This is a genomic window from Pseudomonas sp. FW305-3-2-15-C-LB1, from assembly GCF_058787615.1.
Genome location: NZ_JBYSZX010000007.1, coordinates 113,275 through 137,359, shown reverse-complemented (window position 1 = coordinate 137,359; position 24,085 = coordinate 113,275). Strand labels below are relative to the sequence as shown.

The 24,085-nt window shown below is 56.9% G+C and carries 22 protein-coding genes; 7 read left to right on the top strand and 15 right to left on the bottom strand.

Annotated elements, in window-relative coordinates:
• Positions 1-31: 31 nt before the first annotated feature.
• The 10 genes from atpA to mnmG form a co-directional block, all read right to left on the bottom strand.
• Entirely contained in the window at positions 32-1,576 is a 1,545-nt protein-coding gene (gene atpA / locus AC3WP7_RS16000) for a F0F1 ATP synthase subunit alpha (protein ID WP_003177064.1), read from the bottom strand.
• A 21-nt stretch (positions 1,577-1,597) separates the two neighbouring features.
• Positions 1,598-2,134, bottom strand: a complete 537-nt coding sequence (locus AC3WP7_RS15995; protein ID WP_093514253.1) for a F0F1 ATP synthase subunit delta — start codon at positions 2,132-2,134, stop codon at positions 1,598-1,600.
• 12 nt (positions 2,135-2,146) lie between these two features.
• Positions 2,147-2,617 (bottom strand): F0F1 ATP synthase subunit B, encoded by a 471-nt coding sequence (locus AC3WP7_RS15990; protein ID WP_093527103.1) that lies wholly within the window; start codon positions 2,615-2,617, stop codon positions 2,147-2,149.
• A 57-nt stretch (positions 2,618-2,674) separates the two neighbouring features.
• A complete protein-coding gene (gene atpE / locus AC3WP7_RS15985) occupies positions 2,675-2,932 on the bottom strand; it encodes a F0F1 ATP synthase subunit C (RefSeq protein WP_002555987.1) in 258 nt (85 codons plus the stop codon).
• A gap of 133 nt (positions 2,933-3,065) precedes the next feature.
• Complete coding sequence (gene atpB / locus AC3WP7_RS15980; protein WP_093514255.1) at positions 3,066-3,935, bottom strand: F0F1 ATP synthase subunit A; 870 nt, start codon at positions 3,933-3,935, stop codon at positions 3,066-3,068.
• 16 nt (positions 3,936-3,951) lie between these two features.
• Positions 3,952-4,359, bottom strand: coding sequence for a F0F1 ATP synthase subunit I (locus AC3WP7_RS15975; RefSeq protein ID WP_010565865.1), 408 nt, complete (start codon positions 4,357-4,359; stop codon positions 3,952-3,954).
• A 148-nt stretch (positions 4,360-4,507) separates the two neighbouring features.
• The gene (locus AC3WP7_RS15970) at positions 4,508-5,380 is read right to left on the bottom strand and encodes a ParB/RepB/Spo0J family partition protein (protein ID WP_016970690.1); all 873 of its coding nucleotides are present in this window, start codon (positions 5,378-5,380) and stop codon (positions 4,508-4,510) included.
• Positions 5,381-5,389: 9 nt separating this feature from the next.
• Positions 5,390-6,187 carry a ParA family protein gene (locus AC3WP7_RS15965; RefSeq protein ID WP_010207696.1) on the bottom strand — a complete coding sequence of 266 codons (798 nt, stop codon included), beginning with the start codon at positions 6,185-6,187 and terminating at the stop codon, positions 5,390-5,392.
• Between the two features lie 18 nt (positions 6,188-6,205).
• Entirely contained in the window at positions 6,206-6,850 is a 645-nt protein-coding gene (gene rsmG, locus AC3WP7_RS15960) for a 16S rRNA (guanine(527)-N(7))-methyltransferase RsmG (RefSeq protein WP_092241515.1), read from the bottom strand.
• Positions 6,847-8,739: a tRNA uridine-5-carboxymethylaminomethyl(34) synthesis enzyme MnmG gene (gene mnmG / locus AC3WP7_RS15955; RefSeq protein ID WP_102592189.1), complete on the bottom strand. Its 1,893-nt coding sequence runs from the start codon at positions 8,737-8,739 to the stop codon at positions 6,847-6,849. Before mnmG ends, rsmG begins: the two co-directional genes overlap by 4 nt.
• 564 nt (positions 8,740-9,303) lie before the next feature.
• Here mnmG and AC3WP7_RS15950 point away from each other — a divergent pair.
• The 3 genes from AC3WP7_RS15950 (at position 9,304) to AC3WP7_RS15940 (ending at position 13,284) form a co-directional block, all read left to right on the top strand.
• Positions 9,304-9,810, top strand: coding sequence for a sigma-70 family RNA polymerase sigma factor (locus AC3WP7_RS15950; RefSeq protein WP_093514256.1), 507 nt, complete (start codon positions 9,304-9,306; stop codon positions 9,808-9,810).
• The gene (locus AC3WP7_RS15945; RefSeq protein WP_102592515.1) at positions 9,810-10,754 is read left to right on the top strand and encodes a FecR domain-containing protein; all 945 of its coding nucleotides are present in this window, start codon (positions 9,810-9,812) and stop codon (positions 10,752-10,754) included. Before AC3WP7_RS15950 ends, AC3WP7_RS15945 begins: the two co-directional genes overlap by 1 nt.
• A 91-nt stretch (positions 10,755-10,845) precedes the next feature.
• On the top strand, positions 10,846-13,284 hold the full coding sequence (locus AC3WP7_RS15940; protein WP_092241508.1) for a TonB-dependent siderophore receptor: 2,439 nt from the start codon (positions 10,846-10,848) through the stop codon (positions 13,282-13,284).
• Positions 13,285-13,303: 19 nt separating this feature from the next.
• Here AC3WP7_RS15940 and mnmE read toward each other — a convergent pair whose 3' ends face one another.
• From mnmE to rpmH, 5 genes are all read right to left on the bottom strand, one after another.
• A complete protein-coding gene (gene mnmE / locus AC3WP7_RS15935; protein WP_071490888.1) occupies positions 13,304-14,674 on the bottom strand; it encodes a tRNA uridine-5-carboxymethylaminomethyl(34) synthesis GTPase MnmE in 1,371 nt (456 codons plus the stop codon).
• 79 nt (positions 14,675-14,753) lie between these two features.
• Positions 14,754-16,436: a membrane protein insertase YidC gene (gene yidC / locus AC3WP7_RS15930; protein WP_071490889.1), complete on the bottom strand. Its 1,683-nt coding sequence runs from the start codon at positions 16,434-16,436 to the stop codon at positions 14,754-14,756.
• A gap of 2 nt (positions 16,437-16,438) precedes the next feature.
• Positions 16,439-16,684 (bottom strand): membrane protein insertion efficiency factor YidD, encoded by a 246-nt coding sequence (gene yidD / locus AC3WP7_RS15925; protein WP_003213574.1) that lies wholly within the window; start codon positions 16,682-16,684, stop codon positions 16,439-16,441.
• Entirely contained in the window at positions 16,677-17,084 is a 408-nt protein-coding gene (gene rnpA, locus AC3WP7_RS15920; RefSeq protein WP_020302575.1) for a ribonuclease P protein component, read from the bottom strand. The genes yidD and rnpA overlap by 8 nt, the downstream gene beginning before the upstream one ends.
• Positions 17,085-17,097: 13 nt before the next feature.
• Positions 17,098-17,232, bottom strand: a complete 135-nt coding sequence (rpmH, locus tag AC3WP7_RS15915) for a 50S ribosomal protein L34 (RefSeq protein ID WP_003213577.1) — start codon at positions 17,230-17,232, stop codon at positions 17,098-17,100.
• A 585-nt stretch (positions 17,233-17,817) separates the two neighbouring features.
• On the opposite strand from rpmH, the gene dnaA reads away from it, so the two are divergent.
• The 4 genes from dnaA to gyrB are packed head-to-tail and all read left to right on the top strand — an operon-like array spanning position 17,818 to position 24,023.
• Entirely contained in the window at positions 17,818-19,335 is a 1,518-nt protein-coding gene (dnaA, locus tag AC3WP7_RS15910) for a chromosomal replication initiator protein DnaA (RefSeq protein ID WP_092241502.1), read from the top strand.
• A 38-nt stretch (positions 19,336-19,373) separates the two neighbouring features.
• A complete protein-coding gene (gene dnaN / locus AC3WP7_RS15905; RefSeq protein WP_058424368.1) occupies positions 19,374-20,477 on the top strand; it encodes a DNA polymerase III subunit beta in 1,104 nt (367 codons plus the stop codon).
• Between the two features lie 20 nt (positions 20,478-20,497).
• Positions 20,498-21,601, top strand: coding sequence for a DNA replication/repair protein RecF (gene recF / locus AC3WP7_RS15900; protein WP_058424369.1), 1,104 nt, complete (start codon positions 20,498-20,500; stop codon positions 21,599-21,601).
• Positions 21,602-21,605: 4 nt separating this feature from the next.
• On the top strand, positions 21,606-24,023 hold the full coding sequence (gene gyrB / locus AC3WP7_RS15895) for a DNA topoisomerase (ATP-hydrolyzing) subunit B (RefSeq protein ID WP_025854386.1): 2,418 nt from the start codon (positions 21,606-21,608) through the stop codon (positions 24,021-24,023).
• The last annotated feature ends 62 nt before the right edge of the window (positions 24,024-24,085 follow it).

Sequence of the window (24,085 nt, the reverse complement as noted above, 5' to 3'; positions counted from 1 at the left end):
CAAGCGGGAGCCTTGCGGCTCCCGCTGCGGCTTACCAGGTTTGGGTGGCCTTGAACTTCTCGATACCGGCTTTCATGCCAGCGTCGATATCGTCATTGAAGTCACCCTTCACGTTGATCTTCGCCATCAATTCGGCGTGATCGCGGTTGAAGTAAGCAATCAGCGCTTGTTCAAAGCTGCCGACCTTGGCGATTTCAACGTCGGTCAGGAACCCACGCTCAGCGGCATACAGCGACAACGCCATGTCAGCGATCGACATAGGGGCGTATTGCTTCTGCTTCATCAGCTCGGTAACGCGCTGACCATGCTCAAGTTGCTTACGGGTCGCTTCGTCCAGGTCAGAAGCGAACTGGGCGAATGCCGCCAGTTCACGGTACTGAGCCAGAGCGGTACGGATACCACCGGACAGCTTCTTGATGATCTTGGTCTGAGCGGCACCACCCACACGGGATACCGAAACACCGGCGTTCACTGCAGGGCGGATGCCCGAGTTGAACATGGCCGATTCCAGGAAGATCTGACCGTCGGTGATGGAAATCACGTTGGTCGGAACGAACGCGGAAACGTCGCCAGCCTGGGTTTCGATGATCGGCAGTGCGGTCAGGGAACCGGTTTTGCCGGTCACTGCGCCGTTGGTGAACTTCTCTACGTACTCTTCCGAAACGCGGGATGCGCGCTCCAGCAGACGGGAGTGGAGATAGAACACGTCGCCTGGGTAGGCTTCACGGCCTGGTGGACGGCGCAGCAGCAGGGAAATCTGGCGGTAAGCCACTGCTTGCTTGGACAGATCGTCATAAACGATCAGCGCGTCTTCACCGCGGTCGCGGAAGAATTCACCCATGGTGCAACCGGAGTACGGTGCCAGGAATTGCAGCGCAGGAGATTCCGAAGCACTGGCAGCCACGATGATCGTGTTGGCCAGGGCGCCGTTTTCTTCCAGCTTGCGAACCACGTTGGCAATGGTCGATTGTTTCTGACCGATAGCTACGTAGACGCAGAAAATGCCGCTGTTCTTCTGGTTGATGATCGCGTCGATCGCCAGAGCGGTCTTACCGATCTGACGGTCACCGATGATCAGCTCACGCTGGCCACGGCCGACTGGGATCATGGCATCGACAGCCTTGTAGCCAGTCTGTACAGGCTGGTCTACCGACTTACGCCAGATCACGCCTGGAGCAACTTTCTCGACCGCGTCGGTCTCGGTGTTGCCCAGTGGACCTTTACCGTCAACAGGGTTACCCAGTGCGTCGACTACGCGACCCAGCAGTTCCTTACCAACCGGAACTTCCAGGATGCGGCCTGTGCACTTGGCGCTCATGCCTTCAGCCAGACTGGTGTAAGCGCCCAATACAACGGCACCTACGGAGTCTTGCTCCAGGTTGAGGGCCATACCGTAGACGCCGCCCGGAAACTCGATCATCTCGCCGTACATGACGTCGGCCAGACCGTGAATCCGCACGATGCCGTCAGATACGCTGACGACAGTGCCTTCGTTACGGGCTTGGGAGGTCACATCGAGCTTGTCGATGCGGCCCTTGATAATTTCACTTATTTCGGAAGGATTGAGTTGCTGCATTGCTCTGCTGCCCCTTCAAACTCAAGATTTCAATGCTTCGGCAAGTTTCGCGAGTTTGCCGCGAATCGAGCCATCGATAACCAGGTCGCCGGCGCGAATGACAACACCCCCAATGAGGGATGGGTCTTCCGCAACTTGCAGGCGCACTTCCCGGTCGAGTCGTGCACTGAGAACCTTGGCGAGTTTGTCTTGCTGTTCTTGGTTCAATGCAAAAGCACTGGTCACTTCAACGTCTACCGACTTCTCTTGCTCGGCCTTGTACAGGTCGAAAAGAGCGACAATCTCCGGCAACAGCGGGAGACGGTCGTTTTCGGCAACGACGTGGATGAAGTTCTGCACTTTCACATCAAACTTGTCGCCGCACACGTCAATAAACGTGGCGGCCTTGTCTGCGCTCGTCAGTCGCGGGGCCTTGAGCACGCGCTGCATGGTGTCGTCTTGCGACACTGCTGCAGCCAGGCCGAGCATGGCTGACCAAGAGGCCAGCTGCTGGTGGGCCTGGGCGTGCTCGAAGGCTGCCTTAGCGTAAGGTCGGGCCAACGTGGTCAATTCTGCCATGATCGCCCTCGCTTAAATTTCAGCAGCCAGTTTGTTTACCAGCTCCGCGTGCGCGTTTTGATCGATTGTGGCACCCAGGATCTTCTCAGCACCGCCGACGGCCAGAGCACCCAGTTGGGCACGCAGCGCATCTTTGACACCGTTCAGTTCCTGCTCGATCTCGGCCTGAGCCTGAACCTTCACACGGTCAGCGTCGATACGGGCTTTTTCAACAGCCTCTTCAACAATCTGATTACCGCGTTTCTTGGCTTGCTCAATGATTTCAGCTGCCTGTGCCTTAGCATCGCGCAGTTGATGGCCCGCTTTCTCTTGGGCCAACTCCAGGTCGCGAGCTGCACGGGTGGCAGCGTCCAAACCATCCGCGATCTTCTTCTGACGTTCTTGCAAAGCCGCGATGACCGGAGGCCACACGTACTTCATGCAAAACCATACAAAAATGAAGAACGCAACGGACTGGCCAATCAGGGTTGCATTAATGTTCACGCCAACACCTCGCTCGTTCGTTGTCCATCACACCAATCAACTCGAAAATTCGAGTGATCAGCCAGCGAGTTGACCAACGAAGGGGTTCGCGAAGGTGAAGAACAGAGCGATACCAACGCCGATCATGGTTACGGCGTCGAGCAGACCGGCAACGATGAACATTTTAACTTGCAGCATTGGAACCATTTCTGGCTGACGCGCTGCGCCTTCCAGGAATTTGCCGCCCAGCAGGCCGAAACCAATGGCAGTACCCAGTGCGCCCAGGCCGATCAACAGTGCAACAGCGATAGCGGTTAGACCAACTACAGTTTCCATCTTTCCTCCCGACTTTTACGTCGTATGGTTTAGGTTTTTTAGATTTTAAAGCGGTAAAACAAATCGTTTCATAGCCCTTGTGGGCCACCTTCCCGTTTGACCGGAAAGGACATCAGACTAGTCAAGACTGGCCTTAATGGTTCTCTTCGTGCGCCATCGACAGGTAGACGATGGTCAGCATCATGAAGATGAATGCCTGCAGGGTAATGATGAAGATGTGAATCAGGGCCCATGCCACTTGCAATACGGCGCCGATACCACTCAACCACAACAGACCACTGCCAAACATTACGGCGATCAAGATAAACACCAGCTCACCGGCATACATGTTGCCGAATAGACGCAGCGCGAGCGAAAAGGGTTTAGCGATCAAAGTGACGAATTCAAGCAGGAAGTTGACCGGAATCAGCAGTGCCTGAAGGAAAATATTGCTGCTGGAGAACGGGTGTAGCGTCAGCTCTCCAATAAAACCACCCAATCCCTTGATCTTGATGCTGTAGAAAATGATCAAGCCGAACACGGAAAGGGACATGGCCATTGTCGCGTTCGGGTCAGTAGTCGGTACGGCCCGGAAGAACAGATGATCATTGCCCGCGATTTTGGCAGCGGCAAACGGCAGCCAGTCGACGGGAACCAGGTCGATGGAGTTCATCAGGAACACCCAAACGAAAATGGTCAGCGCCAGCGGTGCAATCAGCGCATTACGGCCGTGAAAGGTGTCTCTGACGCTGCTGTCGACGAACTCGATCAGCACTTCGACGAAGTTCTGCAAGCCGCCAGGCTGCCCTGAGGTCACCTTGCTGGCCGCCATACGGAACAGTACGACGAAGATCAGCCCCATCAGAACCGACCAGCCGAGCGTATCGACGTGGAAAGCCCAGAAGCCCATTTCTTTGGCCTCTGCTGCGGAGTGGGCAAAGCCCCAGCCGCCATTAGGAAGCTGACCGAAGGTCAGGTTCTGCAAGTGGTGCTGGATATAGCCCGAAGCGGTTGTTTCTGCCATGGTTGCCTCAAACGCCCTAAGGTTTCGAAAGTCTTGTTTTCATTAGCAGGGGAGCGAACCAGCTGACCAGTTGGGTCAACACGAAGACGCCGAATACAGCCAGCGGCGCCAATGGCTTCACACCTGCAAAGGTCAGTGCAAACAGCACTGCCGTCAAAATCAGTTTCCCTGCCTCGCCGGCATAAAATGACCGGACGATAGCCTGGGCTGCTCGGGCGCCGGAAAACCGAAAGGCCCTGTGAGCGAAATACATATTGGGCAGCAAGGCTATCAGGCCTCCGCAGAGTCCTGAATATCCGGCTACGACTCCATGCCAGTACCAAAGCGCCAATGCGGCGATCAGCAAGATGACAAATTGAGCCAATAAAACCGGAAAAACGGCCAAGCGATGGAACGGCAACGTGTTTGGCGTGCGGGTTTCCATCACTCTTGCTCCTCAATGGTCGGCTGCCGGAAATCAATAACTTGGCATAATTTGTGCCGACAAAATGCGCGCAGAGTATAGGGGCGGTTCTGCCCCTATTCAACTGCCGGGTAGTGATTTCCGATCACGCGCTACATAAGCAAATGTTTCAGCGGATGTGGGCAAGGACGCCTTGAAGCTCATCAAGGGAGTTATATCCGATGACCAATTGCCCTTTGCCTTTCTTCCCATGGCGAATTTGCACCGCAGAGCCCAGGCGCTCGGCCAGGCGCTGCTCGAGGCGGGCGATATCCGGATCAGGTTTGGCCGTTTCGACCGGTGCAGGTTTGCCGCTGAGCCATTGGCGAACCAGGGCCTCGGTCTGACGAACAGTGAGCCCCCGTGCGACAACGTGTCGCGCCCCTTCAACCTGTTGATTTTCCGGCAAACCGAGCAATGCACGGGCGTGACCCATTTCCAGGTCGCCGTGGGATAACATGGTCTTGATGACTTCCGGCAACGCGATCAGACGCAGCAAGTTGGACACGGTCACACGGGATTTACCCACCGCCTCGGCCACTTGTTGCTGGGTCAGCTGAAATTCCTGCTGCAAGCGCTGCAGGGCAATGGCTTCTTCGATCGGGTTGAGGTCTTCGCGCTGGATATTCTCGATCAACGCCATGGCGATGGCGGTTTCATCCGGCACATCGCGCACCATCGCCGGGATGGTTTCCTTGCCGGCCTGCTGGCTCGCGCGCCAGCGGCGTTCACCGGCGATGATTTCAAAACGGCCGCCGCCAATCGGACGCACCACGATCGGTTGCATCACACCCTGGGCCTTGATCGAATTGGCCAGTTCTTCCAGCGCCTGGGGGTCCATGTCCCGGCGTGGCTGGTATTTGCCGCGCTGGATCAGGTCCAGCGGCAGGTGTTGCAGCTCGCGCTCGTCGGCCTGCACCGCCTGTTCTTCAAGCGATGTGACGGTCGGACCACTCAACAGTGCATCCAGTCCACGTCCGAGACCTCGTTTCTTGACGGCCATGGGGATTCCTTAAGTTGGCTGGGCTGCAGCGGTGCGTGAATTGCGGCGCTGACGGCGAACCATCTCGCCGGCCAGCGCCAGGTAGGCAATGGCACCACGGGATTGTTTGTCATAGGCCAAAGCCGGCATGCCGTAGCTCGGGGCTTCGGCCAAACGGATGTTGCGCGGGATCACCGTGTCGTACAGCTGGTCACCGAAGTGTTCCTTGAGCTGCGCCGATACATCGTTCATCAGGCTCAGGCGCGGATCGAACATGGTCCGCAGCAAGCCTTCGATCTGCAGGTTCGGGTTGAGCAATTCGGCAATGCGCTTGATGTTATCCACAAGGTCGCTCAACCCTTCCAACGCGTAGTACTCGCACTGCATGGGGATAATCACCCCATCGGCGGCCACCAGCGCGTTCAGTGTCAGCATCGACAGCGACGGTGGGCAGTCGATCAGGATGTAGTCGTAATTCTCGCGGATTGGCGCCAGGGCGCTGCGCAGACGGCTTTCTTTCATCTGCATTTCCAGCAGCACCACTTCCGCCGCAGTCAAATCGCGGTTGGCCGGCAGCAGTTGATAACCACCATGTTCGGAGTAGTGCATGGCCTGGGCCAGGTCGCACTCGCCAATCAGCAAGTCGTAGACCGAGTTTTCCAGGCCGTGTTTATCCACACCGCTCCCCATGGTGGCGTTGCCCTGTGGATCGAGATCGATCAACAGCACCCGGCGCTTGGTTGCGACCAGGGATGCTGCGAGGTTGATGCAGGTGGTGGTTTTGCCCACGCCACCTTTCTGGTTCGCTATCGCGAATACCTTAGCCATTCTTGCTTGTGTTCCCAATCATGCCGTGCGGCGCAGTATCAGCAGATGGCGTTGGCCTTGGCAACCGGGTACGGCCAAGGCGTGTTCGCTATCGAGGTGGAAGTCTGCCGGCAATGCTAACAGCTCATCGCTTGGATGGACGCCCTTCATTGCCAGCCAGCGGGTGTCGCGGTCGCCCAGATGGCGGGTCCAGTTGCTGAAGTTCTCCATGCTGCTGAACGCCCGGGAAACGATTCCGTTGAATGGCTGTTCAGGCGTGAAGGCTTCGACGCGACTGTGGATAACTTGCAGGTTATCCAGCTTGAGTTCGAGTTTGACCTGGGTCAGGAAGCGGGTCTTCTTGCCGTTGCTGTCCAGGCAGGTCACTTGCGACCCGGGAAACAGAATGGCCAGTGGGATGCCTGGCATGCCGCCCCCACTGCCGACGTCGAGCCAGCGACCGTTTTCGATGAATGGCATCACGCTCAAGCTGTCGAGCAAGTGACGGGACACCATTTCGTCGGGATCACGCACCGCGGTCAGGTTGTAAGCCTTGTTCCATTTGATCAACAGGGCCAGGTAGCCCAACAGCAATTCGTGCTGGGCCGGGGTCAGGTCGACGCCCAACTGGCGCGCACCTGTGGATAACTCTTCGGCGTGTTGCGAGGTGACCAACGAACTCAAGCGCTTTGCTCCAACTGACGGCCCGCGCCGCGTTTTTTCAAATGAATCATCAACAGCGAAATCGCTGCCGGGGTTACGCCGGGGATACGTGAAGCCTGGCCCAGGGTCTCTGGCCGAGTTATCCCCAGCTTGCTTTGGATTTCTTTCGACAGCCCGGAAATCCCGGTGTAGTCGATATCCACAGGCAGCTTGGTGTCTTCACTGGCGCGCAGGCGGGCGATTTCATCCTGCTGGCGGTCAATGTAACCGGCGTATTTGGTCTTGATTTCGACCTGCTCGGCGACCTGTGGGTCTTCTGCACCCTGCCCGGTCACTTCGACCAGACCAGCGTAGTCGATTTCCGGACGCGACAGCAGGTTGAGCAAGTTGTATTCGTGGGTCAACGGCGTACCGAATTTTTCGGCAATCGCATCGCCCTGTTCGGTGCCCGGGCGGACCCAAGTGCTTTTCAGCCGCTGTTCTTCCAACGCGATGCTTTCGCGTTTTTTGCAGAAGGCAGCCCACCGTGCGTCGTCGACCAGGCCCAGTTCGCGACCTTTCTCGGTCAGACGCAGATCGGCGTTGTCTTCGCGCAGGATCAAGCGGTATTCCGCCCGGGATGTGAACATCCGGTACGGTTCCTGGGTACCCAGGGTAATCAGGTCGTCGACCAACACACCGATGTACGCCTCATCGCGACGCGGGCACCAGCTGTCTTTGCCCTGCGCGCGCAGTGCAGCATTGGTTCCGGCCAGCAAACCTTGGGCACCTGCTTCTTCGTAACCGGTGGTGCCGTTGATTTGCCCGGCAAAGAACAAACCGCCGATCACTTTGGTTTCCAGGCTGTACTTGAGGTCACGCGGGTCGAAGTAGTCGTACTCGATGGCGTAGCCCGGACGCACGATGTGCGCGTTTTCCATGCCGCGAATTGATTGCACGATCTGAATTTGCACGTCAAACGGCAGGGAAGTGGAGATACCGTTCGGGTACAGCTCATGAGTGGTCAAGCCTTCGGGCTCGATAAAAACCTGGTGGCTTTCCTTGTCGGCAAAGCGGTGGATCTTGTCTTCGATCGACGGGCAATAGCGCGGGCCGATGCCTTCGATCACCCCGGAGTACATCGGCGAACGGTCGAGGTTCGCGGCAATGATTTCGTGGGTGCGCGCATTGGTGTGGGTGATCCAGCAGCTCACCTGTTTCGGATGCTGTTCCTTGGAGCCCATGAACGACATGACCGGGATCGGTGTATCGCCTACTTGCTCGGTCATCACCGAGAAATCTACGGAGCGCCCGTCAATACGCGGCGGGGTCCCGGTTTTCAGCCGACCGACACGCAGCGGCAGTTCGCGCAGACGCTTTGCCAGGGCAATCGACGGCGGATCACCGGCACGGCCACCGGAATAGTTCTGCATGCCAATGTGGATAAGTCCGCCGAGGAATGTACCGGTGGTCAACACCACGGATTCTGCGAAGAAACGCAGACCCATTTGGGTGACAACTCCGCGCACCTGGTCCTGTTCGACGATCAGGTCATCTGCTGCTTGTTGAAATATCCACAGGTTCGGCTGGTTTTCCAGGGTTTCGCGGACTGCAGCCTTGTACAGGATGCGGTCGGCCTGAGCCCGGGTAGCCCTTACGGCCGGGCCTTTGCGGCTGTTGAGCACGCGAAATTGGATGCCACCTTTATCGGTAGCCATGGCCATCACGCCGCCAAGGGCGTCGATTTCCTTGACCAGATGGCTTTTACCGATCCCACCGATGGCGGGGTTGCAACTCATGGCGCCGAGAGTTTCCACGTTATGCGTCAACAACAGGGTTTTTACGCCCATTCGTGCTGACGCCAGTGCTGCCTCGGTACCGGCATGACCGCCGCCGATGACGATCACTTCAAAACGGGAAGGGAAATCCACCACGCACCTCGTGCCTGCTTATGTAGGTAATCAGGAATTGATTGTTGAAAGAGTTTTAGAGCTTTGGCGGCAAGTATAGGGACTTAGCCCTTCCTAAAGAACCCTTTGCACAAAATTTAACCAGCTGTGGATGAATCACAGACAATAGAAATTAAAAGAGAGAAATTTATTAAATCTTTGTTTTTATGTTTATTTCTACTGAGCATACTTTCTGTGGATAGATCTACACAGGCCTTTATTTACGGCGTGTACAGAGATTCAAAAGTCTGTGGTCATGTGCCAATGAGGCCCTTGGATAAGTCCTTTAAGCCTGTGGATTAAACAGACGGTTATCCACAGAGGCCTTTTTACTCAGGTTTCAGGGCCTGTTATCAACTGGGCACAGGGACGGTTATTCACAGAGCTTAATCCACAGAAATCGGCAAATCTGTCTGTATTCAGTCCGCCACAACGCCAACCGAAACCTTTCACTCGGTGGTGAGCACAGCAAAAAGAGATCTGTTGTGAGAAAACGGCGGGGCAGTTAATAATAGCGATTATCATTAACCTACCTTGTCATGCCCTATGTCCTCTTCTTCACACACGGCTGCGGTCCAGCACATTTATGAGCAGCACCACTCCTGGCTGCGCGGGTGGCTCAAAGGGAAGCTACATAACGCCTGTGATGCGGCCGATGTGGCGCACGATACGTTCGTGCGCATTCTGGGCGGGCGGCATGCGGCACAGATCGTTGAACCACGTGACTACCTGGCGACCATCGCCAGAGGCCTGGTGATTGATCGTTACCGTCGAAACGCTATCGAACAGGCCTACAAACAGACCCTGGCCGAACGGCCTGAAGCCATAACCATCAGTGAAGAAGACAAAGCCATCATCATCGAGACGTTGGTGGCTGTGGATAAAGCCTTGTCTGCACTCGGCGAGCGAGCACGGCGGATATTCATGCTGTCCCAGGTCGAGGGGCTGACTTATCAACAGATTGCCGATCAGCTTCAGGTTTCACTGACCACGGTGAAGAAGCACATGATCCGTGTATTGACTGAATGCTCACTGATCATGGCCAGCCTTTAATGGCGGCGCCCGATCGCAAAACCTTTGAGGCTGCTGCCAGTTGGTACGTACAGTTTCAATCCCAGACGCCTACCGCCGACGAGCGCCAAGCCTGGCAACAATGGCTCAACGGCGATCCCTCCCATCAGGCCGCATGGAATCAGATGGAACAGTTGCAGCGCAGTCTCAGCGCCCTGCCTCCGGATTTCACCCGCCGCGCATTGTCGGCCACACAGCAACGTCGCCAGGTACTCAAGTGGATGTTGGTGCTGGGCGGCACCGGGTTCCTGGGGTGGAATGTTCAGCAACACACGCCCCTGGGTAATCTGTGGGCCGATTACCGCACGGTCGTAGGTGAACGCCGGCGTATTGAATTGGCCGACGGCACGCGGATTGACCTGAATACCGGCACAGCGATTGATGTGCTATTTGATGAGCGCCAGCGTTTGATCCGCTTGCGCGAAGGTGAAGTACTTATTCACACCGGCAAGCTGGGTGTGCAGACGCCCTTTTATGTCGAAACCCGCCAAGGCCGCGTCCAGGCATTGGGTACTCGGTTTACCGTACGCCAGTTGCAGGACTCAACCCGCGTTGGCGTTCTGGAGGATCGGGTGAATGTGTCGCCTGGTGACCAGCCCCTCCAGGCCCGGCTGCTCAATGCCGGCGAAAGCGCAGACTTCGATCGCCAAAAAGTGCAGCCAAACACCGTTTACCGCACATCCCAGGCCGCCTGGGTCGATGGCCAACTGATCGTATTGGATGCACGCCTCGGTGATGTTATCGAAGAGCTCGCCCGCTATCGCCCAGGTGCCCTGCAATGCGACCTGGCCTCGGCACATCTGCGTGTTTCCGGGACCTTTCGCCTGGATTCCACCGACGCAGTGCTGGCCAATCTGCAGGCCACCCTGCCGATTCAGGTGAAATACTTCACTCGCTATTGGGTTTCGGTGAAGCGAATCGGTTGATCGAAAAAATATCTGCACGCGGGGTTATCTTTTTTTTACCTGACACGGCCCTACAGGTAATCACGATGCCACCTTCAGGGCTTACTCACCTATGCGCGTTCCCACCAAGCTCCGCCAGCGACTTTCCTACCACGGTATGACATGCAGCCTGCTGCTCGGCACGGCCACCACTGTCAGTGTGTTGTTATCCACGGGCGCCCAGGCCGCCAGCGCGGTGCAACACTACGTTATTGCGGCCGGCCCCCTGGATAACGCCTTGAGCCAATTTGCCGCCAAGGCGAATGTGATCCTGTCTTTTTCACCTCAACAAACCACACGTTTAAACACAGCAGGCTTGGAAGGTGACTACTCCGTGGACCAAGGTTTTGCGCTGCTGCTGCAAAACTCCGGTTTACAGGCGGTAGTCCAGGCACCTGGCAGTTATGTCCTGCAGGCCGCTTCCACCGGCGAACTCACCCTCGCGCCCACCACAGTCAGCACTTATCAACAGGGCGGTTTCAATCAGGAGATTGCTGGGGATGTGGGCTACAAAGCGCAGAACAGCAGGGTCGGTACAAAGACCAGTACGCCGCTGTCGGAAACACCACGTTCGGTATCGGTCGTCACCGGCCAGCGTATCAAGGACCAGAAGTCGCAAACCCTGACCGAAGTGTTGGGTTACGTGCCCGGTATCTTTGCACCGCCCTTTGCCGCAGGTGATGGGCTGGCGGGCGATCTGTTCTTCATTCGCGGTTTCAATGCCACGGATTACGGCTACGGCCTGCTGCGAGATGGCCTGCGCGTACAAGGTAATCGGTACGACACCACCAGTGAGCCCTATGGCCTGGAGCGGGTCGAAATCTTCCGCGGCCCCTCTTCCCTGCTCTACGGTGAAAATGCGCCTGGCGGTCTGGTGAATCTGGTGAGCAAACACCCTACTGCTACGCCACAAGGTGAAGTGCAGTTGGGTTATGGCTCCAATAATCGGCGTCAGTTGGGTGTGGATATCTCTGGGCCGCTCAATGACAGCGGCAATATCCTCGGCCGGGTTGTGATGCTCGGTCGCAAATCCGATACGCAGACCGACCATGTGCCAGACGATCGCCTGTACATCGCGCCATCACTGACCCTGAATTTCGACGACTACAACACCCTCACCCTGTTGGCCAATTACCAGAAAGACCACACTAATCTGGAACTCGGCCTACCGGCTGCCGGCACCTTGCTTACAAATCCCAATGGCAAGCTCTCCAAGCACACCATGCTCGGCGACCCGGATTGGAATACGTTCGAACGCGAAACCTGGAGTACCGGTTACGAATTCAGCCACAGCTTCAACGATGACTGGCAGTTCCGTCAGAACTCGCGCTACATGCAGTCACGCATCAACCGCCATGAAACCTGGCCCAGTGCCCTGAATAACCGCGGCTTTGGCACTCAACTGAACATGACCGCCTATGACCGCTATAACAAGTCGATGGTCTATTCGCTGGATAACCAGCTGGAAGGAAAATTCCAGGTCGGTGGCCTGGAAAACACGGTGCTGTTTGGCGCCAGTTATGACCGCACCTCGTTCAATCAGGATTGGGATGCGGGGTTTGCCGGCACCATCAATGTGTATAACCCGGTGTACCTGCGTGACCCGTTGACGCCGGTGGCGGTGCAAAACACCCTGCTCGAGCAGCAGATGAAAGGCGTTTATGCACAGATCCAGAGCAAATACGATCACTGGCTGTTCCTGCTCGGCGGCCGTCAGGACTGGGTCGACAGCGATTTCCGTGACAAGGTGAACAAGGCCGGCAATACCGGGTCCGAAGACCGCAAGTTCACCTATCAGGGCGGGGTGATGTACCAGTTCGACAACGGCCTGACGCCGTATGTCAGCTACTCCACTGCCTTTGTCCCCGTGCAGCAGATCTCCAACGCCGGCTCGCCCTTGAAACCGATCACCAGCAGCCAGTACGAAGTGGGCGTGAAGTACGAGCCGATCGGCTGGGATACGGCAATGACGGTGTCGGTGTATGACTTGCGCAAGGAAGACGACACTTACCTTGACGCCACCACCAATAGCTATCGCCAGGTAGGCGAAAGCCGGGCCAAGGGCGCTGAGGTAGAGGTCAACAGCAATCTCACGCCTAACCTGAATGTCACCGCAGCCTATACCTACACTGACGCGAGAATTACCAAGGATTCGGCGACGTCGTTGGTCGAGGGCCACCAGATGACCGGGGTTCCGCGTAACCAGGCCTCAGTGTGGGGCAAGTACCGCTTCTTCGATGGCCAACTCAAGGGCTTGTCCCTGGGCGGTGGCGTGCGTTATTTCGACAGTACCTTTTCCTACACCGCACCCACGCTGTATGGAAAGTTGGATGCAGGAAGCGTCACCTTGGTGGACGCAGCCGTTGGCTATCAGATCGACAAACACTGGTCTGTAGATGTGAACGCCAAGAACCTGTTCGACAAGGAATATGTATCTGGTTGCAACGATGCGGGCCGCTGCTATTGGGGTGACAGCCGTACCCTGCTCGGTACGGTGTCTTACAATTGGTAGGACGCTGTGGATAACTCGGTTATTTACCGATGCAGAAGCTGGAAAAGATCCGCCCCAACAAATCATCGGAGCTGAACGCGCCGGTGATTTCGCCTAACAGCTGCTGCGCCTGACGCAGATCTTCCGCCAGCAGCTCCCCGGCGCCCGCCAGGGTCAACTGCGCCCGACCGTGCTCCAACGCTGCGCTCGCATGGCGCAACGCCTCCAGGTGCCGACGGCGCGCACTGAAGCTGCTTTCCGAGGTCTGCTCGTAGCCCATACAGGCTTTGAGGTGCTCGCGCAGCAGTTCCAGGCCTTCACCGGCCGACTTCGCACTCAGGCTGATCGTGACGTGGCCATCCGCGCTGGTTTCCAGCGCAATGGCCTCTCCCGTCAAGTCAGCCTTGTTGCGAATCAAGGTGACCTTGGCCGGGTCCGGCCGGTGCTCGAGGAATTCCGGCCACAGGGCGAAAGGATCCACAGCCTCGGGCGCCGTTGCGTCCACCACCAACAGCACCCGATCCGCTTCGCCGATGGCTTTGAGCGCGCGTTCCACACCGATCTTTTCCACCTGGTCGTCGGTGTCGCGCAAACCGGCGGTGTCTACAACGTGCAACGGCATGCCGTCGATGTGGATATGTTCGCGCAGGATGTCCCGTGTGGTGCCGGCAATCTCAGTGACGATGGCGGCTTCCCGCCCCGCCAGGGCATTGAGCAAGCTGGATTTTCCCGCATTGGGCCGCCCCGCGATCACAACGGTCATGCCGTCTCGCAGCAAAGCCCCCTGCCCGGCTTCACGCAGCACTGTGGATAACTCATCGCGAACTTTATCCAGCATCGCCAGTACGTGGCCATCGGCGAGAAAGTCGATTTCTTCTTCCGGAAAATCAATCGCCGCCTCGACGTAGATACGCAGGCTGATCAACTGCTCGGTCAAGTTATGCACACGCAGGGAGAAAGCACCCTGCAGGGAGCGCAATGCATTACGTGCCGCTTGTGCAGAACTGGCTTCAATCAGGTCGGCAATTGCTTCGGCCTGGGCCAGATCCAGCTTGTCATTCAAAAATGCCCGCTCGCTGAATTCCCCTGGACGTGCCAGGCGGCAGCCCAATTGCAGGCAGCGTTGCAGCAACATATCCAACACAACCGGACCGCCGTGTCCCTGCAACTCCAGGACGTCTTCCCCGGTGAATGAATTCGGCCCAGGGAAATAAAGCGCTAACCCCTCGTCCAGCACGTTGCCGTCAGCATCCAGGAACGGGCCGTAATGCGCATAACGGGCCTTCAACTCACGGCCACTCATGGCTTTGGCTGCCACACTCGCAAGCGGCCCCGAAATTCTAACGATGCCGACACCGCCGCGACCTTGAGCGGTAGCGACAGCAGCGATGGTTTCACGAGGAGCGCTCATCAACAGGTTCCAGACCAAAAGTGACAGAAAGCAAAACGCCCCACTAGGGGGCGTCTTGAGTGGTTATCCACAGAGTAAGTTACGCAGAGGCTTTTGCGGTAGCCGCTTCGATCTTGCGTGTGATGTACCACTGTTGGGAGATAGACAACACGTTGTTGACCACCCAGTACAGCACCAGACCAGCTGGGAACCACAGGAAGAAGAAGGTGAAGATGATTGGCATCATTTTCATCACCTTGGCCTGCATCGGATCCGGCGGAGTCGGGTTCAGGCGCTGCTGGATGAACATCGTCGCGCCCATGATGATCGGCAGGATAAAGAACGGGTCTTTGATCGACAGGTCGGTTATCCACAGGATGAACGGCGCCTGACGCATCTCCACGCTTTCCAGGAGCACCCAGTACAGCGACAGGAACACCGGCATCTGCACCAGAATCGGCAAGCATCCACCCAGCGGGTTGATCTTCTCTTTCTTGTACAGCTCCATCATGGCCTGCGACATTTTCTGCCGGTCATCGCCATGTTGTTCTTTCAGCGCCGCCAGTTTCGGAGCCACCGCACGCATGCGCGCCATCGACTTGTAGCTGGCTGCCGACAGCGGGAAGAAAATCCCCTTGATCAGCATGGTCAGGAAGATGATCGAGAAGCCCCAGTTACCCACAATGCTGTGGATATGTTGCAGCAACCAGAAAATCGGCTGGGCGATGAACCACAGGAAGCCGTAATCCACAGTCAGCTCAAGACCTGGGGACAACTCTTTCAGCACAGCCTGGCTTTTCGGGCCGGCGTACAGGATAGCGCTGGTTTCAGCCTTGGCGCCGGGTGCGACGGTCAACGCCGGGCCAGTGAAGCCAATGATGTAGTTACCCTGGCTGTCCTTGCGGGTTTGAACCAGGTTGGCCTCACCCTTGTTCGGGATCCAGGCGGTCACGAAGTAGTGCTGCAGCCAGGCAACCCAGCCGCCTTGCACGGTTTCTTTCAGCGAGCCCTTGTCGATATCTTTCATCGACACTTTTTTGTACGGTTCGCTACTTGTCCACAGGGCGGCGCCCAGGTAAGTCGCGGTGCCGGTGGCAGTGCTGGAAGAAGGATCGGAGCTGGCGTCACGCTTGAGCTGGGCAAACAGGTTGCCGCTCCATGGTTTGTCGCTTTCGTTGTCGATCAGGTAAGTGACCTTCAAGTCGTACAAACCACGGGTGAAGCTGAAGCGCTTGATGTAGTTGACGCCGTCGAGGCTGAATTTCAGGTCGACGTTCAACTGGTTCTGGCCATCAGCCAGTTGATAAGTCTTCTGCTCGGTCGAGTAAATCGGACGACCGGTAGCACGTGCATCCGGACCATTGGTGCCGGTCAGGCCGCTTTGCGCCAGATAAGTACGCTCACCACCGTTATCGAACAGTTGGAACGGAACATCCGGATGGTCTTGGCGACGTGGATACAGCGGCAGTTTCAACTGCGCGATATCACCACCTTGTGGGTCGATAGCCAGGTCGAGCACATCCGTTTTCACGTGGATGAGGTCTTTGTTGGTGACCACTGGCGTTTCTAACGGGGCGCTTGTCTCGCCATTCGCGCTGGGAACATCGGCACTCGCGGACGCATTGTTACCCAGCGGGGTGTCCGGAATAGCCGGCGCAGCCTGGTTGGTAGCAACATTCTGAGTCGGCAGGGCAGCCTGGCCATAGTCCTGGTTCCACTGAAGAACCATGACGTAGGACACGATTGCCAGGGCGACGATCAGGATCGTGCGTTTAATATCCATGATTACTCGGCCATCGAAGAAGAACGGGAGGTAGGGATAGGTGGAACCGGGTCATAACCACCGGGATTCCACGGATGACAGCGACCTAAACGACGAAAGGTCAGCCAGCCACCGCGCAGAAGACCATGGTTTTCTATGGCCTCTAACGCGTAGCAGGAACAACTGGGGTAGAAACGACAGTGGTTGGCCATCAGAGGACTAATGGCATAGCGATAAAACTGGATCGGAACGAGGGCCAGTTTACGCATCAAGGCTGTCTACCCCTACAGTTTCGGTGCTGACTGCTGGTGCTGGCTTGTGGGTACGCGCCAAACGTTTCCAGAGCTTGCCGAAATGCTGAATCAATTCGGGGTTTTCTACATCCCCCAAGCCTTTGCGCGCGACGATAACAATATCCCAACCAACCAGAGTGTCCTGGTGGAGGCGAAACGATTCGCGCATCAGACGCTTGAGGCGATTGCGCTCAACGGAGAGCTTTACGCTCTTCTTGCCGATCACCAACCCGAGTCGGGGGTGATCCAGATCGTTGTTACGCGCAAGGAGCAGGAGATTTTTCCCCGGAACCTTGCCGGTGGGGGAGTCAAAGACTGCCTTGAAATGCCGGGGGGTTAGCAGACGCTTTTCCCGACTGAAGTCCTGACTCACCACCAGTACCGGATTATCAAACTGCCAGACGCGCACGACCTTTGGCGCGACGACGCGACAGGACAGCACGGCCGTTCTTGGTAGCCATGCGAGCACGGAAGCCGTGGGTGCGGGCGCGTTTGATGGTGCTTGGTTGGAAAGTACGTTTCATGGCGTTGTTACCTGGTTCGTCCACAACGGGCCGGAATGGCCCCCGTTTTAAGAGACCGGCGATTCTAGTGAAAGCAAGCCTCTAGGTCAATTTCCAACCAGCTTTTCCTTTAATTAGATCTCCACAGGCCATCGGCTCTTTTCTGTCCGCTTGGCTTCCAGTGCTCATGGGATAGATATAAAAATAAAGAAGGAAGTTATTTAAAGCTTTTCTGTAAAGCTTATAAAAGCTAGACAGGCATTCAGCTGTGGATAACTGCCTTTAGGTCATATACCACGTGATGTACAGAGAATGACAACACGGGGGAGAAACGGTGCTCTGCCTGTGCTGCGCTGTCGGATAAGCTGTGTGTGGAATGGGCTGTTATCCACAGGCTGGTTACCCACAGACTTTCGCCCCTACTTGTGCAACGATCTCAGGGCCGCTTATCCACAGAGCTTATGCACAGACCATTGGTCGCCTTTATTGCTGTTAAGACGTTGATTTTGGCTGGCCTGTGATCAAGCTACATGTGGATAAGTGGACGGCTCGCCGCTACAATGGCGGCTGTTTTTGCCTCACCGGCTTTCAACTTAGGGGATATCCGTGTCAGTGGAACTTTGGCAGCAGTGCGTGGAGCTTTTGCGCGATGAGCTGCCTGCCCAGCAATTCAACACCTGGATCCGTCCGCTACAGGTCGAAGCCGAAGGCGACGAGTTGCGTGTCTACGCACCCAATCGTTTTGTTCTCGATTGGGTCAACGAGAAATACCTGAGCCGCGTTCTCGAATTGCTCGATGAACATGGCAACGGCCTCGCGCCCGTGCTCTCCTTATTAATAGGCAGCAAACGCAGCTCTGCACCTCGCGCTGCGCCGAATGCGCCATTGGCTGCTGCGGCGTCGCAAGCCCAGGCAGCCGCCGCACCGGCCGCCAGTGCGCCTGCTCCTGCACCGGCATCATCCAAATCGTCTGCGAGAAAAAGCGCGCCAGAAAATGAAGAGCCGTCCCGCGACAGCTTTGACCCGATGGCAGGCGCCGCGTCCCAGCAAGCCCCGGTCCGCGCCGAACAGCGCACCGTCCAGGTCGAAGGCGCGCTCAAGCACACCAGCTACCTGAACCGTACGTTCACCTTCGAGAACTTTGTCGAAGGTAAATCCAACCAGTTGGCTCGCGCAGCCGCCTGGCAGGTCGCCGATAACCCCAAGCATGGCTACAACCCGCTCTTCCTTTATGGTGGCGTTGGCTTGGGTAAGACTCACTTGATGCACGCTGTGGGTAACCACCTGTTAAAGAAGAACCCGAATGCCAAGGTCGTGTACCTGCATTCGGAGCGTTTCGTGGCAGACATGGTCAAGGCCCTGCAGCTCAACGCGATCAACGAGTTCAAGCGGTTCTACCGCTCGGTTGATGCGTTGCTGATCGATGACATTCAATTCTTTGCCCGTAAAGAGCGTTCCCAGGAAGAGTTTTTCCACACCTTCAACGCCCTGCTCGAAGGTGGCCAGCAGGTCATCTTGACCAGCGACCGTTATCCGAAGGAAATCGAAGGCCTGGAAGAACGCTTGAAGTCGCGCTTCGGCTGGGGCCTGACTGTTGCGGTAGAGCCGCCGGAGCTTGAAACCCGCGTCGCGATCCTGATGAAAAAGGCCGATCAGGCCAAAGTCGACCTGCCACACGATGCCGCCTTCTTTATCGCCCAACGCATCCGCTCCAACGTGCGTGAGCTCGAAGGTGCACTCAAGCGGGTCATCGCGCACTCACACTTCATGGGCCGCGATATCACCATCGAGTTGATTCGCGAATCCCTCAAAGACTTGTTGGCGCTGCAGGACAAACTGGTGAGTGTGGATAACATCCAGCGCACCGTGGCCGAGTACTACAAGATCAAGATTTCCGACCTGCTGTCCAAGCGCCGTTCGCGCTCGGTTGCACGTCCCCGTCAGGTGGCCATGGCGCTCTCCAAGGAGTTGACCAACCACAGCCTGCCGGAAATCGGTGATGTGTTTGGCGGACGCGACCACACCACGGTCTTGCACGCGTGCCGCAAGATCAACGAACTTAAGGAATCCGACGCGGATATTCGCGAGGACTACAAGAACCTGCTGCGTACACTGACTACTTGATGACACCAGCGCAGCTTATTAAGGCAAGGGACTAGACCATGCATTTCACCATTCAACGCGAAGCCCTGTTGAAACCCCTGCAACTGGTCGCAGGCGTCGTCGAGCGCCGACAGACCTTGCCGGTGCTCTCTAACGTATTGCTGGTCGTCGAAGGCCAGCAATTGTCCCTGACCGGTACCGACCTGGAAGTCGAGCTGGTCGGTCGTGTACAGCTGGAAGAACCCGCCGAGCCTGGCGAGATCACCGTGCCGGCGCGCAAGCTGATGGACATCTGCAAAAGCCTGCCGAACGATGCGTTGATCGACATCAAGGTTGATGAAGCGAAGTTGGTCGTCAAGGCCGGCCGCAGCCGCTTCACCTTGTCCACCTTGCCGGCAAATGATTTCCCGACGGTTGAAGAAGGCCCGGGTTCTCTGACGTGCAGCCTGGATCAGAGCAAGCTGCGTCGCTTGATCGAGCGCACCAGCTTCGCCATGGCCCAGCAGGATGTACGCTACTACCTCAATGGCATGCTGTTGGAAGTGTCGGAAGGTATTATCCGCGCGGTGGCCACCGACGGTCACCGTCTGGCGATGTGTTCGATGCGTGCCGATATCGGCCAACCGGATCGTCACCAGGTGATCGTGCCGCGCAAGGGTATCCTTGAGCTGGCGCGTCTGCTTACAGAGCCGGAAGGCAACGTCAGCATCGTGCTGGGGCAGCACCATATCCGCGCGACTACCGGCGAATTCACTTTCACTTCCAAGCTGGTTGACGGCAAGTTCCCGGATTACGAGCGAGTGTTGCCTAAAGGTGGCGACAAGCTGGTGCTGGGCGATCGCCAAGCGCTGCGTGAAGCGTTCAGCCGTACCGCGATCCTGTCCAACGAGAAGTACCGTGGTATCCGTCTGCAACTGGCCAACGGTCAGTTGAAAATCCAGGCGAACAACCCGGAGCAGGAAGAAGCGGAAGAAGAAGTGGGCGTTGACTACAACGGCGGTTCACTGGAAATCGGCTTCAACGTTAGCTATCTGTTGGACGTACTGGGTGTGATGACCACCGAACAGGTTCGTCTGATTCTGTCGGACTCCAACAGCAGCGCCCTGGTGCAGGAATCCGACAACGATGACTCGGCTTACGTTGTCATGCCGATGCGCCTGTAACCATGCTCAGCAGAAGCTAGATGTCCCTCAGTCGCGTCTCGGTCACCGCGGTGCGCAATCTGCACCCGGTGACCTTCTCCCCCTCTCCCCGCATCAATATCCTCCACGGCGCCAACGGCAGTGGCAAAACCAGCGTGCTGGAAGCCATTCATCTGTTGGGGCTTGCCCGTTCCTTTCGCAGCGCTCGCCTGTTACCCGTCATCCAGTACGAACAATTGGCGTGCACGGTGTTTGGCCAGGTCGAACTGGCTGAAGGCGGGCACAGCAGCCTGGGCATATCCCGAGATCGCGGTGGAGAGTTCCAAATCCGCATTGACGGGCAAAATGCTCGCAGTGCCGCGCAGCTGGCGGAAATTCTGCCGCTGCAATTGATCAACCCCGACAGTTTTCGTTTGTTGGAAGGTGCCCCGAAAATCCGCAGGCAATTCCTCGATTGGGGAGTGTTCCACGTGGAACCACGTTTTATGGCCACGTGGCAGCGCTTGCAGAAGGCCCTGCGGCAGCGGAACTCATGGCTGCGGCATGGTACACTTGACGCCGCTTCGCAAGCGGCCTGGGACCGTGAACTGTGCCTGGCCAGCGACGAAATAGATGAATACCGCCGCGCCTATATCAAAGCCTTGAAACCAGTCTTTGAGCAGACCTTGAGTGAGTTGTTGGACCTCGAAGGGCTGACGCTGAGCTACTACCGTGGTTGGGACAAAGAGCGTGAGCTGAGTGCAGTGCTCGCGACGTCCCTGCAGCGGGATCAGCAAATTGGTCATACCCAGGCCGGACCACAGCGGGCTGATTTGCGCCTTAGATTAGGCGCTCACAATGCTGCGGACATCTTGTCCCGTGGCCAGCAGAAGTTGGTGGTGTGCGCACTGCGGATTGCCCAGGGCCACTTGGTGAGCCAAGCACGGCGCGGTCAGTGTATTTATCTGGTGGACGACTTGCCGTCGGAACTCGACGAGCAGCACCGCCACGCGCTATGCCGCTTGTTGGAAGAATTACGCTGCCAGGTGTTTATCACTTGTGTAGACCACGAATTATTGAGGGAAGGCTGGCAGACGGAAACGCCAGTCGCTTTGTTCCACGTGGAACAAGGCCGTATCACCCAGACCCACGACCATCGGGAGTGAAGGCATGAGCGAAGAAAACACGTACGACTCGACCAGCATTAAAGTGCTGAAAGGTTTGGATGCCGTACGCAAACGTCCCGGTATGTACATTGGCGACACTGATGACGGTAGCGGTCTGCACCACATGGTGTTCGAGGTGGTCGACAACTCCATCGACGAAGCTTTGGCCGGTCACTGCGACGACATCAGCATCATCATCCACCCGGATGAGTCTATTACCGTGCGTGACAACGGTCGCGGTATTCCAGTAGACGTGCACAAAGAAGAAGGCGTCTCGGCGGCGGAGGTCATCATGACCGTGCTCCACGCCGGCGGTAAGTTCGACGACAACTCCTATAAGGTCTCCGGTGGTTTGCACGGTGTGGGCGTTTCGGTAGTGAACGCACTGTCCGAAGAGCTGATCCTGACCGTGCGCCGTAGCGGCAAGATCTGGGAACAGACCTACGTCCACGGTGTTCCACAAGAACCGATGAAAATCGTCGGCGACAGTGAAACCACCGGTACGCAGATCCACTTCAAGCCATCGGCTGAAACCTTCAAGAATATCCACTTCAGCTGGGACATCCTGGCCAAACGGATTCGTGAACTGTCGTTCCTTAACTCCGGCGTGGGTATCGTCCTCAAGGACGAGCGCAGCGGCAAGGAAGAGCTGTTCAAGTACGAAGGCGGCTTGCGTGCGTTCGTTGAATACCTGAACACCAACAAGACTGCGGTCAACCAGGTGTTCCACTTCAACATCCAGCGTGAAGACGGCATTGGCGTGGAAATCGCCCTTCAGTGGAACGACAGTTTCAACGAGAACCTGTTGTGCTTCACCAACAACATTCCTCAGCGCGACGGCGGTACTCACCTGGTGGGTTTCCGTTCCGCACTGACGCGTAACCTGAATACCTATATCGAGGCCGAAGGCCTGGCCAAGAAGCACAAAGTCGCCACCACCGGTGATGATGCGCGTGAAGGCCTGACCGCGATTATTTCGGTGAAAGTGCCGGATCCCAAGTTCAGCTCCCAGACCAAAGACAAGCTGGTGTCTTCCGAAGTGAAGACTGCCGTTGAACAGGAAATGGGCAAGTATTTCTCCGACTTCCTGCTGGAGAACCCGAACGAAGCCAAGCTGGTCGTTGGCAAGATGATCGACGCTGCACGTGCCCGTGAAGCGGCGCGTAAGGCACGTGAGATGACCCGTCGTAAAGGTGCGCTGGATATCGCTGGCCTGCCAGGCAAACTGGCTGACTGCCAGGAGAAGGACCCTGCCCTCTCCGAACTGTACCTGGTGGAAGGTGACTCTGCTGGCGGTTCCGCCAAGCAGGGTCGTAACCGTCGCACCCAGGCCATCCTGCCGTTGAAGGGTAAGATCCTCAACGTCGAGAAGGCGCGCTTCGACAAGATGATTTCTTCCCAGGAAGTTGGCACCTTGATCACAGCCTTGGGCTGCGGTATCGGCCGCGACGAGTACAACATCGACAAGCTGCGCTACCACAACATCATCATCATGACCGATGCTGACGTCGACGGTTCGCACATCCGGACCCTGCTGCTGACCTTCTTCTTCCGTCAGTTGCCGGAGCTGATCGAGCGTGGCTACATCTACATCGCCCAGCCGCCGTTGTACAAAGTCAAAAAAGGCAAGCAAGAGCAATACATCAAAGACGACGACGCCATGGAAGAGTACATGACGCAGTCGGCCCTGGAAGATGCCAGCCTGCACTTGAACGATGAGGCTCCGGGCATCTCCGGTGAAGCGTTGGAGCGTCTGGTTAACGACTTCCGCATGGTGATGAAGACCCTCAAGCGTCTGTCGCGCCTTTACCCTCAGGAGTTGACCGAGCACTTCATCTACCTGCCAGCCGTAAGCCTGGAGCAACTGGGCGACCACGCGCACATGCAGGATTGGCTGGCCCAGTACGAAGTGCGTCTGCGCACTGTCGAGAAGTCCGGCCTGGTGTACAAAGCCAGCCTGCGTGAAGACCGTGAACGTAACGTATGGCTGCCGGAGGTCGAACTGATCTCCCACGGCCTGTCGAACTACGTCACATTCAACCGCGACTTCTTCGGCAGCAATGACTACAAGACCGTAGTAACGCTGGGCGCACAACTGAGCACCCTGTTGGACGACGGCGCTTATATTCAACGTGGCGAACGCAAGAAGCAGGTCAAGGAATTCAAGGAAGCCCTCGACTGGCTGATGGCCGAAAGCACCAAGCGCCATACCATCCAGCGCTACAAAGGTCTGGGTGAAATGAACCCGGATCAGCTGTGGGAAACCACCATGGACCCTGCTCAGCGTCGCATGCTGCGCGTGACCATCGAGGACGCCATTGGCGCGGACCAGATCTTCAACACCCTGATGGGTGATGCGGTCGAGCCTCGTCGTGACTTCATTGAAAGTAATGCCCTGGCGGTCTCCAACCTGGACTTCTGATTCTGATAGTCTGCTGAACCCAAAAGGCCAACGCTATGCGTTGGCCTTTTTTATTGGGTGAA

Coding starts and splice junctions, on each gene's coding strand:
- atpA (WP_003177064.1), bottom strand. CDS start 1,576: ATGCAGCAACTCAATCCTTCCGAAATAAGTGAAATTATCAAGGGCCGC.
- AC3WP7_RS15995 (WP_093514253.1), bottom strand. CDS start 2,134: ATGGCAGAATTGACCACGTTGGCCCGACCTTACGCTAAGGCAGCCTTC.
- atpE (WP_002555987.1), bottom strand. CDS start 2,932: ATGGAAACTGTAGTTGGTCTAACCGCTATCGCTGTTGCACTGTTGATC.
- atpB (WP_093514255.1), bottom strand. CDS start 3,935: ATGGCAGAAACAACCGCTTCGGGCTATATCCAGCACCACTTGCAGAAC.
- AC3WP7_RS15975 (WP_010565865.1), bottom strand. CDS start 4,359: ATGGAAACCCGCACGCCAAACACGTTGCCGTTCCATCGCTTGGCCGTT.
- AC3WP7_RS15970 (WP_016970690.1), bottom strand. CDS start 5,380: ATGGCCGTCAAGAAACGAGGTCTCGGACGTGGACTGGATGCACTGTTG.
- AC3WP7_RS15965 (WP_010207696.1), bottom strand. CDS start 6,187: ATGGCTAAGGTATTCGCGATAGCGAACCAGAAAGGTGGCGTGGGCAAA.
- AC3WP7_RS15950 (WP_093514256.1), top strand. CDS start 9,304: ATGTCCTCTTCTTCACACACGGCTGCGGTCCAGCACATTTATGAGCAG.
- AC3WP7_RS15945 (WP_102592515.1), top strand. CDS start 9,810: ATGGCGGCGCCCGATCGCAAAACCTTTGAGGCTGCTGCCAGTTGGTAC.
- AC3WP7_RS15940 (WP_092241508.1), top strand. CDS start 10,846: ATGCGCGTTCCCACCAAGCTCCGCCAGCGACTTTCCTACCACGGTATG.
- mnmE (WP_071490888.1), bottom strand. CDS start 14,674: ATGAGCGCTCCTCGTGAAACCATCGCTGCTGTCGCTACCGCTCAAGGT.
- yidC (WP_071490889.1), bottom strand. CDS start 16,436: ATGGATATTAAACGCACGATCCTGATCGTCGCCCTGGCAATCGTGTCC.
- yidD (WP_003213574.1), bottom strand. CDS start 16,684: ATGCGTAAACTGGCCCTCGTTCCGATCCAGTTTTATCGCTATGCCATT.
- rpmH (WP_003213577.1), bottom strand. CDS start 17,232: ATGAAACGTACTTTCCAACCAAGCACCATCAAACGCGCCCGCACCCAC.
- dnaN (WP_058424368.1), top strand. CDS start 19,374: ATGCATTTCACCATTCAACGCGAAGCCCTGTTGAAACCCCTGCAACTG.
- recF (WP_058424369.1), top strand. CDS start 20,498: ATGTCCCTCAGTCGCGTCTCGGTCACCGCGGTGCGCAATCTGCACCCG.
- gyrB (WP_025854386.1), top strand. CDS start 21,606: ATGAGCGAAGAAAACACGTACGACTCGACCAGCATTAAAGTGCTGAAA.